The sequence below is a fragment of the Candidatus Tisiphia endosymbiont of Parasteatoda lunata genome, assembly GCF_964030955.1.
Classification (GTDB): Bacteria; Pseudomonadota; Alphaproteobacteria; order Rickettsiales; family Rickettsiaceae; genus Tisiphia.
This window is the reverse complement of sequence record NZ_OZ035003.1, coordinates 1,597,699-1,612,028: the sequence shown is the minus strand read 5'-3', so window position 1 is coordinate 1,612,028 and position 14,330 is coordinate 1,597,699. Positions and strand designations below refer to the sequence as shown.

Below are 14,330 nucleotides of genomic sequence, written 5' to 3'. Positions count from 1 at the left end.
CCAACATATGCGACAGAACCTAATTAATAAATCACTAATACCTTTTGATTGCAAAAATATAACCGTTTTACATGGATTGTAAATAAATAATTAAATTAGTAGGCTTCAGGAGTTTCGCAGTTAGCAAAATTGCGAATCAGCTAAAAGGCATCTAATGTTGTTCTGAATTGATGTTTTTATAACTTCCCAAGTTTGTTGATATAAAGTAATTTTTTCATTTATCCTCCTTTTGTTCATATCGAGCCAAGCAAATACGGCAAGGCAAATATGATTTCTCTGAGCTCGACCCGTGCGTGCCTGACAGCGTTCAATACCACAAGTTTGTTTTAATTCTCGATGATAAACTTCTATAGACCACCGTGCCTTAACAATTTTCTCTATTTGTTCACGTGTTGGATTTTCTAAGTTAGTTGTTATGTAATCAATGCGACCATTTTTTGCCACAAACTTAAATACCGTAACCCAACCGTATCCACGTAGGTGAATTTTTAGTCCCTCATCAGGAATCTCTAAACTTTCTAAGCTAACATTATGATTAACTTTTCTATTTTTTCTTAGGTTACTAACCCATGTCCAACCTAAATTACGTATATGTTTCAAATTCTCCAAACCGCTATACCACGCATCCATTACTACTGCATCAGGATTGATCCCTCTTTCCTTAGCTAAAGTAAGCATATCACAAAAATGCTCATTCTTTGTTTTTCCATCAGTTTCTTTATCATATATTCTATAATCTACAGGGGTAGATTGATCAGTTTTAGCATTGTAATGCAGTAAGTTGACCATCCCTATACCAGGTATAACATCATGTACAGCTCCAGAATATTGATAATGTACAAGCTCAATTTTCTTACTGTATTGCTTTGACAATAACGTGTCATCTCCCACTAATAAACAAGAAGCTTCCCTATCAATATATTTTGACACTTCTCTGTAGATCCCGCTAGGGCGGAAATCCTTACTATTTAACCATCGACTTGCACTATCATGAGATAGGTTTATTGGACTTACTTCAGATAATGCTTTACCACTATATCTTACGCTACTTGCTTGTAAAAATGATTTATATAAGTCTTTGCTACATTTTGATCTTGCCATGCTTAACTAAAACTCTTTCTTGCTAGATTAACATATTTTTTGCTAAGTGCGAAACTCCTGGGCTTATATTAGTTAACCACTCTGCACTGCAAGTGCAGAGCTTAATATTACGGCATGAATGCCTAATGTATGTACTAACTTAAAAGTTAGAAACTATTTGTGTATGGCTCATTTAGAAAGTGTCACAACACAAAAAGAATATATCTGTGAAGTGTAAGATTTTGTTAAAAAATATCTGTATGATTCATTCTTATCTTTTCTTGATAAACCCCAGTTGCCAATTAAATAGGAGAGATGAAAGGTAGATTTTAAAAGGGACATAGGTTATTTTATCTTTTTCAACCAATAACAAAATAACCTATGAAAAAAGATTTTACCGCAATTTACTGTTTTGTCGACGATTTTATAAAGAATTTGGAAAATAATTTGCCTACAATTAATAGTAGTAAATTTAAACCTGGTGTAAGTAATTATTTATCAATAAGCGAAGTAGTAACCATATTAATTGGTTACTATGATTCATATTGTGATTGTTTTAAGCATTATTACAAACAAGTAATCTTACATAATTATACAGAAGATTTTAAACTTGTTAGCTATGAACATTTTACTAAATTGATAGGTAGAAGTATGCCTTATTTAGCAATATTACTGAATCATTTGCTTGCTGAATGCACAGGTCTGTCTTTTGTAGATGCTACAGGTATAGCCGTATGTAAGAATTATCGTATAAGTTCACATAAGGTTTTTAAAGGAATAGCGGCAAGAGGAAAAACCACTAAGGGGTGGTTTTATGGACTAAAGTTACATTTAATCATAGATACCGAAGGTAATCTGATAAAGGTATCTTTCAGCAGTGGTAATAAGGATGATAGGAAAGGGCTTAAAGGAATGATATCTGGTATATATGGCAAAGTTTTTGGCGATCGCGGTTATATATCTAATACCAATTGCAATAATTAACACGGTGTATTTATCCAGTCTCTATACATAATTGATTTTACTAAATCTACATTATGAGCAAGTTGATTCCAAGCGTAACAAGCCATAGTGACGATATCTTCATATACACCATAACATTGGTTAGACAAGTAATGATTCTTGATCCATTCCCAAACTTGTTCCATTGCATTAAGTTCCGGTGCATAGGGCGGAAGCGGTATCAAAGTGATATTGCTTGGCACAGTTAGTTTTTTGGCTGTGTGCCAACCTGCATTATCCGTTAGTAAAGCTATATGTCGGTTGCCTTGAATACTGCGAGAAAGGTCTTCTAAGAATTTATTCATTGCCTGTGTGTTTGCATATGGTAAAATTAATGCAAAAGCTTCTCCTGTATCATGGCAAGCAGCTCCATAAATATATGTTGAAATGAATTGCTGTTGCCGAACTTTACGGGGTCTAGTGCCACGCTTAGCCCATATACGAGTTAAGCTACCTTGTTGCCCAACTCGAGTTTCATCTTGAGACCATATATCAACTTTACATCTATCGATATTTTTTGGTAATAATTCTGTTAACATATCTGGAAAGTTTTTTTATATGTATTTTGAGTCTCTTGATTTGACTTTGGATGCATTGAACGAGAAGTAATCCAGCTAAAACCAAGGCGGTGCATAGTATTGTAGACTGTTTTTAAAGCACATTTAGCACCATATTCCTCAAGTAACATGATATGTAACTCCTTTCCAGTTATATACCCACCAGTTTTACTTTCACTGAGCGTATTGATTTTATCAAAAAGAGCAGACTCTTGTATAGTGTTAATCTTCCTAGGGGCACCGCTTCTTTGTGATTCAAATAATCCTTCAAAACCATGATTCCTAAATCTTCTGAGCCATGATTGCACAGTTTTCCAGTGTGACTTCACTATTTCAGATATGGCTTTAAAAGATTTGCCTAATTGAAGGTGATACATCGCCAATAAACGTATACGATTTCGACCATGCGGCTCATGTTTCATCATTTTTATAAAATCATGACCTTCAAAACCTTGCGGTAATATTAACCTAGCTATTTGATTACCTTTTATCAGTTAAAAAACCATTTTATAACACTGCGTTAATTATTGCAATTGGTATAAAGAATTATTTGATGATTTGCATGACAAAGGCATCCAACTTATTACTCGGGTTAAAAAGAATATGAAAAATATATTACTCCCTATTACAGATAAGGTTATGTTGCTCAAAAGAACTCTGATAGAAACCGTAATAGGCAAACTTAAATTTCTTGATAAATTGGAGCATTCTAGACATAGATCAGTTACAAATGCATTTAGTCATATGCTATCCTGCCTAATCAATTATCAGTTGCTAGAAAACAAACCTTCTATCAAAACTTTGCTGCCTATAGAACTTTTTGATATACCAAATTAATTGGCAACTGGGGTTGATAAGATATTTAAAATTTATGTTGAAACGACGCACTGCAAGTGCGGGGTTTTTCTCCCAAAGTGGGACAATAAATCATCATGCAAAAATTCTCTAAAAATCATCTTTTTGTACCAAAAATTTAAATCAAAAAAATTAAACTCTCAAATTTTATACAAGAATTTTTGGCTAAGGTATTAAATTTTGAATTTTTCTTAATTTTTAGCACTTTTGACGGGGAGACTATTTAAAATGTTTGATAAATTACCACCTAGAGTTCTTATTATAGAATCAACTAAAAGCATTAACGTTTCTTTATCTAGTCTGTCCGGCAAAACTCTATAAGTCTTATAGATAATAGGGTTTAATGGCAGAAAATAATAAAGAAATCCATAAGAAAATGTTAAAATATGCTAATAAACCTTATGGATTTCAGTCAATATGCCAATAGAAAATATTATCAAATCACAAAAACAAGGAAAACTTTTTGGTTATAAATTAAAAGAAGAATTAAACTCAAATAATAAGCTATATAAATTAAGAGAATTAATAAATTGGTCTGGTCTAGAAGAATGGTTATCAAAAAATGTTTCTATTAAGAGATTTGGTAGAAATAGAAAATGTCATAGAGTGATGCTTGGTGTAACGATGCTACAAGCAATGTATAATTTTTCAGATTCATTAGCAGAGGAAGAACTAAAAGAAAACATGTATTGGCAATATTTCTGTGGGTGGGAATATATAGAAACAGATATAGCGATGTCGGAAACTAGCATAAGAAGATTTCGTAATTTATTAGGTGAATCTGGATATAACGAGATATTAGCAGAGTTGATAAGAGTTGGAATAAGAACTAACACAATTAAAAAAAAAGATTTGGAATTGATAATTGCTGATACAACGGTACAAATTAAGAATATCAAGCACCCACATGATGTTTATTTAATGGATAAAGCTAGGCTTAGTATTGTGAAGCTTTGCCAAAGTTTGGGTATAAGTTTAAACGAAACCTACGCTAGAACCTATAAGCGAGATATAATAAAGCTCTGGAAGTATAAAGAGCATAGCAAAGCCAAGAAGCGTTGGAAAATAATGAAGCATTTAAAAACGTTACTTGGTCGTTTGGTTAGAATATGTGAGCGTGAGATAAAAAATCAGAAATTAAACTTATCTATCAGAGATCAAGAAGTATTGAAAAAAGTAAAACAAATACATAGCCAATCTGTTTTAAAAAGAGAAGAGAAAAAGCAATACAAAGAACAGAATAAAATATTGTATAGTTTTCATGCCCCTGAGGTAGAGTGTATAGGGAAGGGAAAACGAAACAAGCCATATGAGTTTGGCAATAAAGTTGCGGTAGTAGTCAGTGGTCGTAGAAATTTTGTACTGTCAGCAAAATCGTTTCATAATAATCCTTATGATGGTCATACATTGCAGCAGAGTTTTGAAGCGGTAGAAAATGTAACTGGAATAAAGATAAAAAAATCGTTTGTTGATCTTGGTTATACTGGCAGCAATGTTAAAGAGAAGAGTAAGGTATATACCCCAAAAACTCGGAAAAAGTTATTGAAAGAAGACAAGTGTATGATCAGGAGACGCAGTGCTATAGAACCAATAATAGGGCATTTGAAACAATATGGCAGGATGGGCAGAAACTTCTTGAAGGGTGTGATAGGAGATGTGATCAATCCAATAATCTCTGCTATAGGTTTGAATTTACGATGTATTGCCAATCATTTACACATCATGCCTAACTCTACATAAAAAAATTATCATTAAAAAACTTGCTAAACGATTAAAAAAAATCGTTAACAATAAGCTCATGTAAAAATTTTACTAAAACAGAAATTTTTTAACCTGAGTTTGACGTAAGCACCAAACAAAATGCTAAGCATTATGTAATAACATAAACAAACTGTTGGTGGTGAGCTATGGTAAAAATAAAACCTTCTTTTAAACTAGTGTGTTAGGAGAAAGAATATTTGAAAAGTAAGAAGGGAGGGATTATAAAGTTCTCGAATAATAACAACAAAATTGGAGAATATATTATGATCCCTCTTACGGAGATTTTCTGCTTAATTGATGATTTTTGCAAGCATTTTGATACGGAGCAAAATAAATATATATTACCAAATCCTAACCGTAAGCGTAAAGTAGTTTGCAGTATAGGACTCTCAGAGATTATTACTATTATAGTAATGTTTCACTTGAGTCACTACCGTACCTTTAAAGATTTTTATTTATGCTGCCTATGTCAAAGTTATAGAAAGGAATTTCCAAAACTTGTGAGCTATAGTCGTTTTATTCAGTTAATGCCAATGAGCTTCATGCCCATGGTGTTACTGCTAAAAAGCCTATCAGGAAAACAAACTGGTCAATATTATATCGACTCTACTAAACTTCCTGCTTGCCATAATTTAAGAATTAATAGACATAAAGTATTCAAAGACATAGCAAAAAGAGGTAAGACTTCCACTGGGTGGTTCTTTGGTTGTAAGCTACATATTGTCATTAACAGTTGCGGAGAGATTATGAGTTTTTCTTTAACTCCAGGAAATGTTGATGATAGAGCAGTGGTGGAAAATTTAGTAGATAAATTACAAGGCTGGCTTTTTGGTGATCGTGGGTATATCAGTAAAAAACTCACTCAATCCCTTGCTAATCAAGGTTTAGAACTAATAACAAAAATTAAAAGTAATATGAAAGAAAAAATAATAGATCCTATTAAAAAGCGGTTTTTAAATAAAAGGTATATTATTGAAACCATTAACGATCAACTAAAAAACCTTTGTCATATAGACCATACAAGGCACAGATCTGTTATGAATTTTCAAACTAACGTATTAGCTGGACTGCTTGCCTATGTTTTTAAGCCTAATAAAATTTCTGTAGCTTTTGGAAAATTAAACAATCTCAACCTTCCTCTTACATCAAACTGAGGTTTTTTTAATAAAATTGAAAACAATTTTTAATTTTAGTGCAAATATTAGAATTTTTTTTGTAAAAATTTTATTCAATCATAGATTATGGGGGGCTTTAAATATTTTTGGCGGACGGACTATCTAATGTCATAGAGAGAGCATGGTTTAATCTTGTTAAGGCTAATACAATAGAAAAAGCTATAGCTTCCTCTATTGCAAATCACCCTGACATAATTATTGTTGATTCGATGGTACAAGATAAAGTTGCTACAGAAATAGCAACTAAACTAAGAGAAATTAATGGTTTAGAGAAAGTACCAATAATTTTTTTGCTACATTCCGGAGAATCACCGTCTAATTATACTTTGGAAGATAATAACTGTATACCTGCAGCAAAACTGCATAACTTTATCTAATGTTTTTGCTAGTATGAATTTTTTATACATTTGGGTTTCATACTATGCAAATACCATCAATTACTATTGAGCAAGTAGCTCAGCAATTTAAAGCCTGGCGTCAAACTAAAACTAATAAGTTTGATCCTATACCAAACCATCTAAAGGAATTAGTTTACCAATTACTCCATCATTATTCTTACCAAGAGATAGCTAAACATCTTAATATTAGTTAACCACTCTGCACTGCAAGTGCAGAGCTTAATATTACGGCATGAATGTCTAATGTATGTACTAACTTAAAAGTTAGAAACTATTTGTATATGGCTCATTTAGAAAGTGTCACAACACAAAAAGAATATATCTGTGAAGTGTAAGATTTTGTTAAAAAATATCTGTATGATTCATTCTTATCTTTTCTTGATAAGATATTTAAAATTTATGTTGAAACGACGCACTGCAAGTGCGGGGTTTTTCTCCCAAAGTGGGACAATAAAGCAACAATCAGTTCAATTAAAAAAGCCCATGAGCCTACCCTCAAAACTTCTCGAGTCAATCATTTAATTTGTGTAAGTTCATTTTTTATTTTCCAATAAATCATATTTAAAATCTCCACAAAGTATTTCAAATTGATTTAAAGCTAAAGACCAATCTTTAATAGGCATGGTCCATTTTTTGGCTGCATTTTGTAGGGATAAAAATATTATTTTTTGAATTGACTTATCATCTGGAAACACCCCCTTATTTTTGATAATTTTTCTAATTTGACGATTTACAGATTCTATAGTGTTAGTAGTATAAATTACCTTTCTGATCTCTTCAGGAAAGGCAAAAAACGGTATTATCCCAGACCAATTACGTTGCCAAATATCAGAAATTACCGGATATTTTTTATCCCATTTTACACCAAATTGCTGAAGTTTTAAACGTGCCATTTCGTCATTATTAGCTGTATAAATTTGTTTTAGATCTGATGTGACCTCTTTTAAATCTTTATATGACACATACTTTACTGAATTGCGAACCATATGTACAATACATAATTGTACTATAGTACTCGGGAATACACTGCTTATAGCTTCTGGAAAGCCCTTTAAACCATCCACACAAGCAACATAAATTTGTTCAATTCCTCGATTCTTTAACTCAGTAACTACTTGCATCCAAAATTTAGCACCTTCATTTTTGCCTATCCAAATGCCAAGTAACTCCTTTTTCCCTTCTATATTTACAGCAAGTGCTAAATATACTGCTTTATTTATTACTATGTGATTGTCTCTAGATTTTACATAGATACAGTCCAAGTATAATATTGGATACACCCTATCTAAACAACGATTTTGCCACCTAGTTACTTCTTCTATCACCCCATCTGTTATGGTGGATATCAAGTCACCAGATACATCAGTTTGATATATTTCTTCTAAATGCCCTCGGATCTCGCTGACTGTCATACCGCGACCATAAAGGGATATCACTTTCTCATCAAATCCATTAAATCTCCTCAGCCCTTTTGGTATTAATTGAGGATTATACTCTCCTTCCCGATCTCTTGGTACTTCTACTGTCAGCTTACGACCATCCCCATCAATTACTGTCTTCTCATAGCTACCATTACGACGATTATTATCTACTTTTGGCATCTTGCTATGTTTTGAATATCCTAATTCATGATCCAACTCACTTGCTAATATTTTCTCAACTATTTGCTTCTTTAGCTGTTGAAATAAACCATCTCGACCAAATAACTCCGATGGATCTGCTTTTGATAATAATTCTTCTACTAGCTGATTACTGATGTCTAATGTATCTTTATCTGTATCTAATTTTTTAGCCATAATTCCTCCTTGCTTGCTTAAGTTACTTTTTTTACAGTAATCTCTTACTGCTTTCTTTGCAACTTACACAAACTATAGGACAGACTCAACTTCTCCTGTCTCAACTTCAAATCAAGCTCTACAACAAAATATTAATTTTCTCCCATTTCAACTATTAAATTCTATAGATACCGATCCTGTAGCTGCCCCCAAACAAAATCACTATACTTGTCACATTATTAAACCAAATGGTACCAAACTTATTATCCAAACACTAGAACCAAAAACCATAATTCAGACATTTTTATGCTGCAACTAACCCCGGCGTCAGTTATTTTTGTTGCCACTATTGCCATCGATTTTCGCAAGGGTATCGATGGCTTAATCGCTGTTTGTAGACAAAAACTTTCTTCTGACCCTCTTAATGGTTCCTTGTTTTTATTGTCCCACTTTGGGAGAAAAACCCCGCACTTGCAGTGCGTCGTTTCAACATAAATTTTAAATATCTTATCAAGAAAAGATAAGATAAGATATTTTTTTAACAAAATCTTACACTTCACAGATATATTCTTTTTGTGTTGTGACACTTTTTAAATGAACCATACACAAATAGTTTCTAACTTTTAAGTTAGTACATACATGAGGCATTCATGCCGTAATATTAAGCTCTGCACTTGCAGTGCAGAGTGGTTAACTCTATAATAAAAACAGAACTGCCATTAAAATTTTGTCCTTTGACGGTCAAGGCTTTTGGCTATGCTCTAAACGCCTATCCAAAGGTAAATTTACCGCAAAACTTTTCCCATCTGATAATTCATCTTATCAAATTTGTTATAGAACCTTACACATTCTTATTCATAATGGTGATCCTAGTTCTGCCAAATTCTCTAATGATTGGCTTCCTGTCGTTTAAGCTGCTGTCTCGATTAATTCCGTATTATTCATATATCTTGCATAGGCAAAAGGCGTATAATTCGCAGGACGCTTCTTTGCTTTGCTACTCTGCTCTTGTAGCCAATTTAAATATTTAAAGGCATTGATCTCGTTCTCACTACAAGTCTTTACTATACTATACAGACCACTATGTATCTCAGCACTATTGATTGTTTTAAAGAATAATGAATTCTTCCTTTGTAAAATAATGGTACGCAGTGATCTCTCAGCCCAATTATTATCAAGATTGCTAACTGGGATTTTTAAAAATTGGGTCAAACCTTCTTTATTATTTATCCAATATTTCATAGCTTGTCCAAGCCTACTATTAGGCTCAACTTTCTTGTCGTTAAATAATTCGTCTATTTTGTTATATATGTTTTCTATATATTTACTGCTATGTTCCTGATGATACCCAAGTTTTTCTTCAGGACTCATCTCTTTACATTGATGTTCATTGTGGTAAATCCCTCGTGTTTGTTTGAGAAAATATCCGCATTCTTCAGGGTAATATAGTTCATTCTCTGTAAATTTTCTCTGACCATGTGACAAACAATTGATCATCACTATTATTGCCAGTAATTCTTGATCTGCTTCTGATAATACCGGGTTATTATTGTTACTTGCGTCAGTCATTAATTGGATAGAATCTGTTCTATTCTTACGATTCTTTAGTACGTTACCTATATTTTCTCCACCATGCCTATTACCGGTAAAATATAAAACTATCACCTCATTATTTGCAGTCTTAGCACATATTGTAGTAGTATAACAGCTGCGTCCTTTCTTATTTTGAGTACGTAATTTCTTATTGGCTATAGTAATTTCTAAAATCCTAGCTCTAGTATCATCAAGGTTCAGTGAACTACATTCGGCAGCCATTTCCAATAATACCCCGTAAATTTCAGCTCCACCACCTTCTTGCCAAACATCTAAATATTGTTGCCAGAGCGAGCTATATGCCACAGGAACACCACTTAAACTTTGCAGCCTAGATAAACGGTAGAAAGGAGTACCATAGGTCTTTTGTAACACTATTGCACTTCTGCTACTATTTGTCCATTTGTTGATATTTTTATTGTTCATAACTATATAATCACAAGCATTACAACGTAGCGTTTTCTTTACATATCTGTTGACTGTAATTGGAGCATTACCTGTAAATTGTAGCAATTTTCTAGCTTCACTATTATATAGTTTGCCATTACAACAGTGAGGACAGCTATCACCACTACAAAAATTCTCAGGAGTTAAATAGCTGGTATTCGCATCCTTATAATCATCAAACCCATATTTACCTTGCCAATTACTACGATCTATCTTTTTGGGCTTATCGCACTCTTCTTCATTACCACCATTCCCGTTATCAGATTCACTTGGCGGTTCTTTTAATGAATCTGAACTATCTTTTTTTTGTTATCTGCCTTAAAACCAATCAGCATTTCCTTAAGCTTATTTATACTGATATTTGATGATGCTAGCTTGTCTATTAGCTCATTACAAAATTTCACAAGTTCTACTATCGTTTGCTGTTCATCTCCCGTTAATGAACTTTCCTTGACATGTTGTATTAGTTCTTCTCGTTCTTCAGCACTTAAGGTCGCTACTTTTGGTTTTTTCATTTGATTAATTATCATTATTATTAATATTTCAAATGTTATAATATAATTCGTACTTTTTCAACTAGTTTTTATTAGAAAACTTACGCTATGTTATCTCAAGTATGACTAAAAACCTTGGCTGAAAGCCATTTTTTCATAGTAAAGAATTTTAATAATATCTCAGTACAAAGCCACTTATCATAAAACATAGCGTAAGTTTTGATTAATCGGTGATATTTGCATAGTAGAAACCCAAATTTATACAATAAATTCATACTAGCAAAAAAATTAGATAGTCAGGAGTTTCGCAGTTAGCAAAATTGCGAATCAGCTAAAAGGCATCTAATGTTGTTCTGAATTGATGTTTTTATAACTTCCCAAGTTTGTTGATATAAAGTAATTTTTTCATTTATCCTCCTTTTGTTCATATCGAGCCAAGCAAATACAGCAAGGCAAATATGATTTCTCTGAGCTCGACCCGTGCGTGCCTGACAGCGTTCAATACCACAAGTTTGTTTTAATTCTCGATGATAAACTTCTATAGACCACCGTGCCTTAACAATTTTCTCTATTTGTTCACGTGTTGGATTTTCTAAGTTAGTTGTTATGTAATCAATGCGACCATTTTTTGCCACAAACTTAAATACCGTAACCCAACCGTATCCACGTAGGTGAATTTTTAGTCCCTCATCAGGAATCTCTAAACTTTCTAAGCTAACATTATGATTAACTTTTCTATTTTTTCTTAGGTTACTAACCCATGTCCAACCTAAATTACGTATATGTTTCAAATTCTCCAAACCGCTATACCACGCATCCATTACTACTGCATCAGGATTGATCCCTCTTTCCTTAGCTAAAGTAAGCATATCACAAAAATGCTCATTCTTTGTTTTTCCATCAGTTTCTTTATCATATATTCTATAATCTACAGGGGTAGATTGATCAGTTTTAGCATTGTAATGCAGTAAGTTGACCATCCCTATACCAGGTATAACATCATGTACAGCTCCAGAATATTGATAATGTACAAGCTCAATTTTCTTACTGTATTGCTTTGACAATAACGTGTCATCTCCCACTAATAAACAAGAAGCTTCCCTATCAATATATTTTGACACTTCTCTGTAGATCCCGCTAGGGCGGAAATCCTTACTATTTAACCATCGACTTGCACTATCATGAGATAGGTTTATTGGACTTACTTCAGATAATGCTTTACCACTATATCTTACGCTACTTGCTTGTAAAAATGATTTATATAAGTCTTTGCTACATTTTGATCTTGCCATGCTTAACTAAAACTCTTTCTTGCTAGATTAACATATTTTTTGCTAAGTGCGAAACTCCTGATAGTGTTACGCAGTTTTGCTGCAAGTATACTAATAACTTTGTTGTTTCTCTTACTAAACCATTCACTTCAGATCAGCTAATGATTTCAATAAGATCATTACTCCAACGATCTAATTTAATTCTACAAGATAAAGTTATAAAATATAAGGAAGTAAGTATGGATCTTACTACCTATAAAGTAACTAATAACGGCAGGATAATTCGTTTAGGACCAACAGAATTTAAGATTTTACAACTTTTTATCAAAGCACCTAAAGTAATATTTGCCCGTCAAGATATTGTAGACAAAGTGTGGGGCAGAGATACAGCTATTGATCTACGTACTATTGATGTACATATAAATAGAATAAGAACATCTCTAAAAAATAAAGAATCTGAGGTATTTATAAAAACGATCCGTGCTATAGGATATTGCCTTGATTTGCCAAATTCTTAGAATTAAAGTAAAAAATTATCTATTTAACCTGAATTCGATATAAGAATTAATAATTCTTATATCGAATCAGGTTAATTTAGAATTTCCCAGTTGAACCAAATCCACCAGAACCTCTAGAGGTTTCATCTAACGAATTAACCTCATCCCATAATATCTGCTCATATCTAGCAATAACCATTTGAGCAATTTTCATGCCACGCTCAATTACAAAATCTTCTTTAGGATGATGATTAATTAAAATTACCTTTATCTCACCACGATAATCAGCATCAATTGTACCAGGTGAATTCAGCACGGTAACAGCATGTTTTAGTGCCAAGCCTGATCTTGGTCTGATTTGAGCTTCTAAATGACTAGGTAATGCTATACAAATTCCCGTGGGTACTAACTTTACTTCTTGTGGTTTTATAGTGATTGGTTCAATATTTGCTGCTACTAGATCCATACCAGCACTATGCTCAGTAGCATAACTGGGCAAAATATCTACAGAATGTTCTAATTTCTTAATTTTAATGTTCATAAATATAATATTTTTTGGTATGATATTGATTGGAACTGCCTTAAAAATACATCAACGGTTAGTAATTATACAACCTTGCTGATTGTCAGATAGTTTCTTACAAATCGCTTTAGCTTGGCTTATACTTTGGTAATTACCTACTAATACTAAATAGAAAAAACTTCCTGTACTAGATTGTATCTTCTTAATATTTACTACCGTATTATTAAGAATTTTTGCATATTTTTTTTTGATTCTTTCTCCTTCTTGATTAGCTTCTGATTCAGATTTTACTGAGGCTATTTGAATTTTATAACCACCTTGATTCGACTTATTTAACTGTGTTTCATCAATTTTGCGATGTGATTCAGTAACTTTTATGACATTTAAACCAGCTTTATTATTAGATGGTTGAACTATTGGAACAAATTTTTGCTCTATTAAATTCTCTTTTTGCACCAAGTCATTTCTTACTATATTAGGTAAAATTGTTTCTGTTCCTTCTTCATCTTTACTTAGTTTGTGTTTTTCATACTTAGCTTGATCAGTTTCTACTATACTAAATAAAATCGTGTCTATCGAGTCAAGTTCTTCATCACTTTCTGCTAGTTTTTGTTTAGCAATATTTAATGGCTTTTCCGGTTCAGGTTGTAATATTATAGGTTTGTTGGTCTTTTTTTGTTGTAAACTCTCATAAATTATATTATTTGCATTTGGTATTACTATCCCACCACTATCTTGTGGTTTAATTTTTGTAGGTGATGGATCAGGGTAAATTATTACTACTTGACCACTATTTCGGCTGTAATTAGTATAAACTAAATATGTAATACCACTAATTATTGAGAGAATAATTAATAAGAGTAAAGTGCGGTTAGTCATCAACTTATAAATTACAATACTTC

18 protein-coding genes and 2 pseudogenes are annotated in these 14,330 nt (G+C 32.5%); 11 read left to right on the top strand and 9 right to left on the bottom strand.

From position 1 onward, the window contains the following. Positions 1-120: 120 nt before the first annotated feature. Positions 121-1,101, bottom strand: coding sequence for a transposase (locus AAHN00_RS10005; protein WP_342271025.1), 981 nt, complete (start codon positions 1,099-1,101; stop codon positions 121-123). Positions 1,102-1,280: 179 nt separating this feature from the next. On the opposite strand from AAHN00_RS10005, the gene AAHN00_RS10000 reads away from it, so the two are divergent. Both AAHN00_RS10000 and AAHN00_RS09995 read left to right on the top strand, forming a co-directional pair. Then, complete coding sequence (locus tag AAHN00_RS10000) at positions 1,281-1,406, top strand: hypothetical protein (protein WP_342271177.1); 126 nt, start codon at positions 1,281-1,283, stop codon at positions 1,404-1,406. Positions 1,407-1,461: 55 nt separating this feature from the next. Further along, complete coding sequence (locus AAHN00_RS09995; protein WP_342271176.1) at positions 1,462-2,064, top strand: IS982 family transposase; 603 nt, start codon at positions 1,462-1,464, stop codon at positions 2,062-2,064. Here the strand turns inward: AAHN00_RS09995 and AAHN00_RS09990 are convergent. Both AAHN00_RS09990 and AAHN00_RS09985 read right to left on the bottom strand, forming a co-directional pair. Beyond that, positions 2,061-2,621, bottom strand: a complete 561-nt coding sequence (locus AAHN00_RS09990) for an IS630 family transposase (protein WP_342270961.1) — start codon at positions 2,619-2,621, stop codon at positions 2,061-2,063. The two genes, AAHN00_RS09995 and AAHN00_RS09990, sit on opposite strands and share 4 nt — an antisense overlap. After that, positions 2,615-3,064, bottom strand: a complete 450-nt coding sequence (locus tag AAHN00_RS09985) for a helix-turn-helix domain-containing protein (protein WP_342271056.1) — start codon at positions 3,062-3,064, stop codon at positions 2,615-2,617. Before AAHN00_RS09985 ends, AAHN00_RS09990 begins: the two co-directional genes overlap by 7 nt. A 127-nt stretch (positions 3,065-3,191) precedes the next feature. On the opposite strand from AAHN00_RS09985, the pseudogene AAHN00_RS15150 reads away from it, so the two are divergent. The 6 genes and pseudogenes from AAHN00_RS15150 to AAHN00_RS09960 all read left to right on the top strand — a co-directional run. Next, positions 3,192-3,476, top strand: a pseudogene (locus AAHN00_RS15150) (transposase); the annotation flags it as partial. 435 nt (positions 3,477-3,911) lie between these two features. Then, positions 3,912-5,234 (top strand): IS5 family transposase, encoded by a 1,323-nt coding sequence (locus tag AAHN00_RS09980; RefSeq protein WP_342271031.1) that lies wholly within the window; start codon positions 3,912-3,914, stop codon positions 5,232-5,234. 284 nt (positions 5,235-5,518) lie between these two features. Continuing rightward, the gene (locus AAHN00_RS09975) at positions 5,519-6,409 is read left to right on the top strand and encodes an IS982 family transposase (protein WP_342270981.1); all 891 of its coding nucleotides are present in this window, start codon (positions 5,519-5,521) and stop codon (positions 6,407-6,409) included. Positions 6,410-6,516: 107 nt separating this feature from the next. Further along, positions 6,517-6,807, top strand: coding sequence for a hypothetical protein (locus AAHN00_RS09970; protein ID WP_342271175.1), 291 nt, complete (start codon positions 6,517-6,519; stop codon positions 6,805-6,807). A gap of 44 nt (positions 6,808-6,851) precedes the next feature. Then, on the top strand, positions 6,852-7,022 hold the full coding sequence (locus AAHN00_RS09965) for a hypothetical protein (protein WP_342271174.1): 171 nt from the start codon (positions 6,852-6,854) through the stop codon (positions 7,020-7,022). Positions 7,023-7,125: 103 nt separating this feature from the next. Beyond that, entirely contained in the window at positions 7,126-7,350 is a 225-nt protein-coding gene (locus AAHN00_RS09960; protein WP_342271173.1) for a hypothetical protein, read from the top strand. 11 nt (positions 7,351-7,361) lie between these two features. On the opposite strand, the gene AAHN00_RS09955 is transcribed toward AAHN00_RS09960, so the two are convergent. Then, a complete protein-coding gene (locus tag AAHN00_RS09955; RefSeq protein WP_342270914.1) occupies positions 7,362-8,624 on the bottom strand; it encodes an IS256 family transposase in 1,263 nt (420 codons plus the stop codon). Between the two features lie 285 nt (positions 8,625-8,909). On the opposite strand from AAHN00_RS09955, the gene tnpB (AAHN00_RS15145) reads away from it, so the two are divergent. Together tnpB (AAHN00_RS15145) and tnpB (AAHN00_RS09945) are read left to right on the top strand one after the other, a co-directional pair. After that, complete coding sequence (gene tnpB / locus AAHN00_RS15145; protein ID WP_342271559.1) at positions 8,910-9,098, top strand: IS66 family insertion sequence element accessory protein TnpB; 189 nt, start codon at positions 8,910-8,912, stop codon at positions 9,096-9,098. 214 nt (positions 9,099-9,312) lie between these two features. Continuing rightward, a pseudogene (gene tnpB / locus AAHN00_RS09945) lies at positions 9,313-9,516 on the top strand (IS66 family insertion sequence element accessory protein TnpB); the annotation flags it as partial. Here tnpB (AAHN00_RS09945) and AAHN00_RS09940 read toward each other — a convergent pair. From AAHN00_RS09940 to AAHN00_RS09930, 3 genes are all read right to left on the bottom strand, one after another. Continuing rightward, on the bottom strand, positions 9,513-10,709 hold the full coding sequence (locus tag AAHN00_RS09940; RefSeq protein ID WP_342270935.1) for an IS66 family transposase: 1,197 nt from the start codon (positions 10,707-10,709) through the stop codon (positions 9,513-9,515). The pseudogene tnpB (AAHN00_RS09945) and the gene AAHN00_RS09940 overlap by 4 nt on opposite strands. A 215-nt stretch (positions 10,710-10,924) precedes the next feature. Next, entirely contained in the window at positions 10,925-11,158 is a 234-nt protein-coding gene (locus AAHN00_RS09935) for a hypothetical protein (protein WP_250310741.1), read from the bottom strand. A gap of 290 nt (positions 11,159-11,448) precedes the next feature. Continuing rightward, positions 11,449-12,429: a transposase gene (locus AAHN00_RS09930; protein ID WP_342271025.1), complete on the bottom strand. Its 981-nt coding sequence runs from the start codon at positions 12,427-12,429 to the stop codon at positions 11,449-11,451. Positions 12,430-12,647: 218 nt separating this feature from the next. Here AAHN00_RS09930 and AAHN00_RS09925 point away from each other — a divergent pair, with 218 nt between their 5' ends. Then, complete coding sequence (locus tag AAHN00_RS09925) at positions 12,648-12,926, top strand: winged helix-turn-helix domain-containing protein (RefSeq protein ID WP_342271171.1); 279 nt, start codon at positions 12,648-12,650, stop codon at positions 12,924-12,926. Between the two features lie 76 nt (positions 12,927-13,002). On the opposite strand, the gene dut is transcribed toward AAHN00_RS09925, so the two are convergent. Further along, complete coding sequence (gene dut, locus AAHN00_RS09920) at positions 13,003-13,446, bottom strand: dUTP diphosphatase (RefSeq protein WP_342271170.1); 444 nt, start codon at positions 13,444-13,446, stop codon at positions 13,003-13,005. A gap of 51 nt (positions 13,447-13,497) precedes the next feature. Then, positions 13,498-14,307: an SPOR domain-containing protein gene (locus AAHN00_RS09915; RefSeq protein ID WP_342271169.1), complete on the bottom strand. Its 810-nt coding sequence runs from the start codon at positions 14,305-14,307 to the stop codon at positions 13,498-13,500. Between the last annotated feature and the right edge of the window lie 23 nt (positions 14,308-14,330).

What these genes read in the sequence shown, in the direction of transcription:
- AAHN00_RS10005 (WP_342271025.1), bottom strand. Translation starts at nt 1,101, where the DNA reads ATGGCAAGATCAAAATGTAGCAAAGACTTATATAAATCATTTTTACAA.
- AAHN00_RS09995 (WP_342271176.1), top strand. Translation starts at nt 1,462, where the DNA reads ATGAAAAAAGATTTTACCGCAATTTACTGTTTTGTCGACGATTTTATA.
- AAHN00_RS09990 (WP_342270961.1), bottom strand. Translation starts at nt 2,621, where the DNA reads ATGTTAACAGAATTATTACCAAAAAATATCGATAGATGTAAAGTTGAT.
- AAHN00_RS09985 (WP_342271056.1), bottom strand. Translation starts at nt 3,064, where the DNA reads ATGATGAAACATGAGCCGCATGGTCGAAATCGTATACGTTTATTGGCG.
- AAHN00_RS09980 (WP_342271031.1), top strand. Translation starts at nt 3,912, where the DNA reads ATGCCAATAGAAAATATTATCAAATCACAAAAACAAGGAAAACTTTTT.
- AAHN00_RS09975 (WP_342270981.1), top strand. Translation starts at nt 5,519, where the DNA reads ATGATCCCTCTTACGGAGATTTTCTGCTTAATTGATGATTTTTGCAAG.
- AAHN00_RS09965 (WP_342271174.1), top strand. Translation starts at nt 6,852, where the DNA reads ATGCAAATACCATCAATTACTATTGAGCAAGTAGCTCAGCAATTTAAA.
- AAHN00_RS09955 (WP_342270914.1), bottom strand. Translation starts at nt 8,624, where the DNA reads ATGGCTAAAAAATTAGATACAGATAAAGATACATTAGACATCAGTAAT.
- tnpB (WP_342271559.1), top strand. Translation starts at nt 8,910, where the DNA reads ATGCTGCAACTAACCCCGGCGTCAGTTATTTTTGTTGCCACTATTGCC.
- AAHN00_RS09935 (WP_250310741.1), bottom strand. Translation starts at nt 11,158, where the DNA reads ATGAAAAAACCAAAAGTAGCGACCTTAAGTGCTGAAGAACGAGAAGAA.
- AAHN00_RS09930 (WP_342271025.1), bottom strand. Translation starts at nt 12,429, where the DNA reads ATGGCAAGATCAAAATGTAGCAAAGACTTATATAAATCATTTTTACAA.
- AAHN00_RS09925 (WP_342271171.1), top strand. Translation starts at nt 12,648, where the DNA reads ATGGATCTTACTACCTATAAAGTAACTAATAACGGCAGGATAATTCGT.
- dut (WP_342271170.1), bottom strand. Translation starts at nt 13,446, where the DNA reads ATGAACATTAAAATTAAGAAATTAGAACATTCTGTAGATATTTTGCCC.
- AAHN00_RS09915 (WP_342271169.1), bottom strand. Translation starts at nt 14,307, where the DNA reads ATGACTAACCGCACTTTACTCTTATTAATTATTCTCTCAATAATTAGT.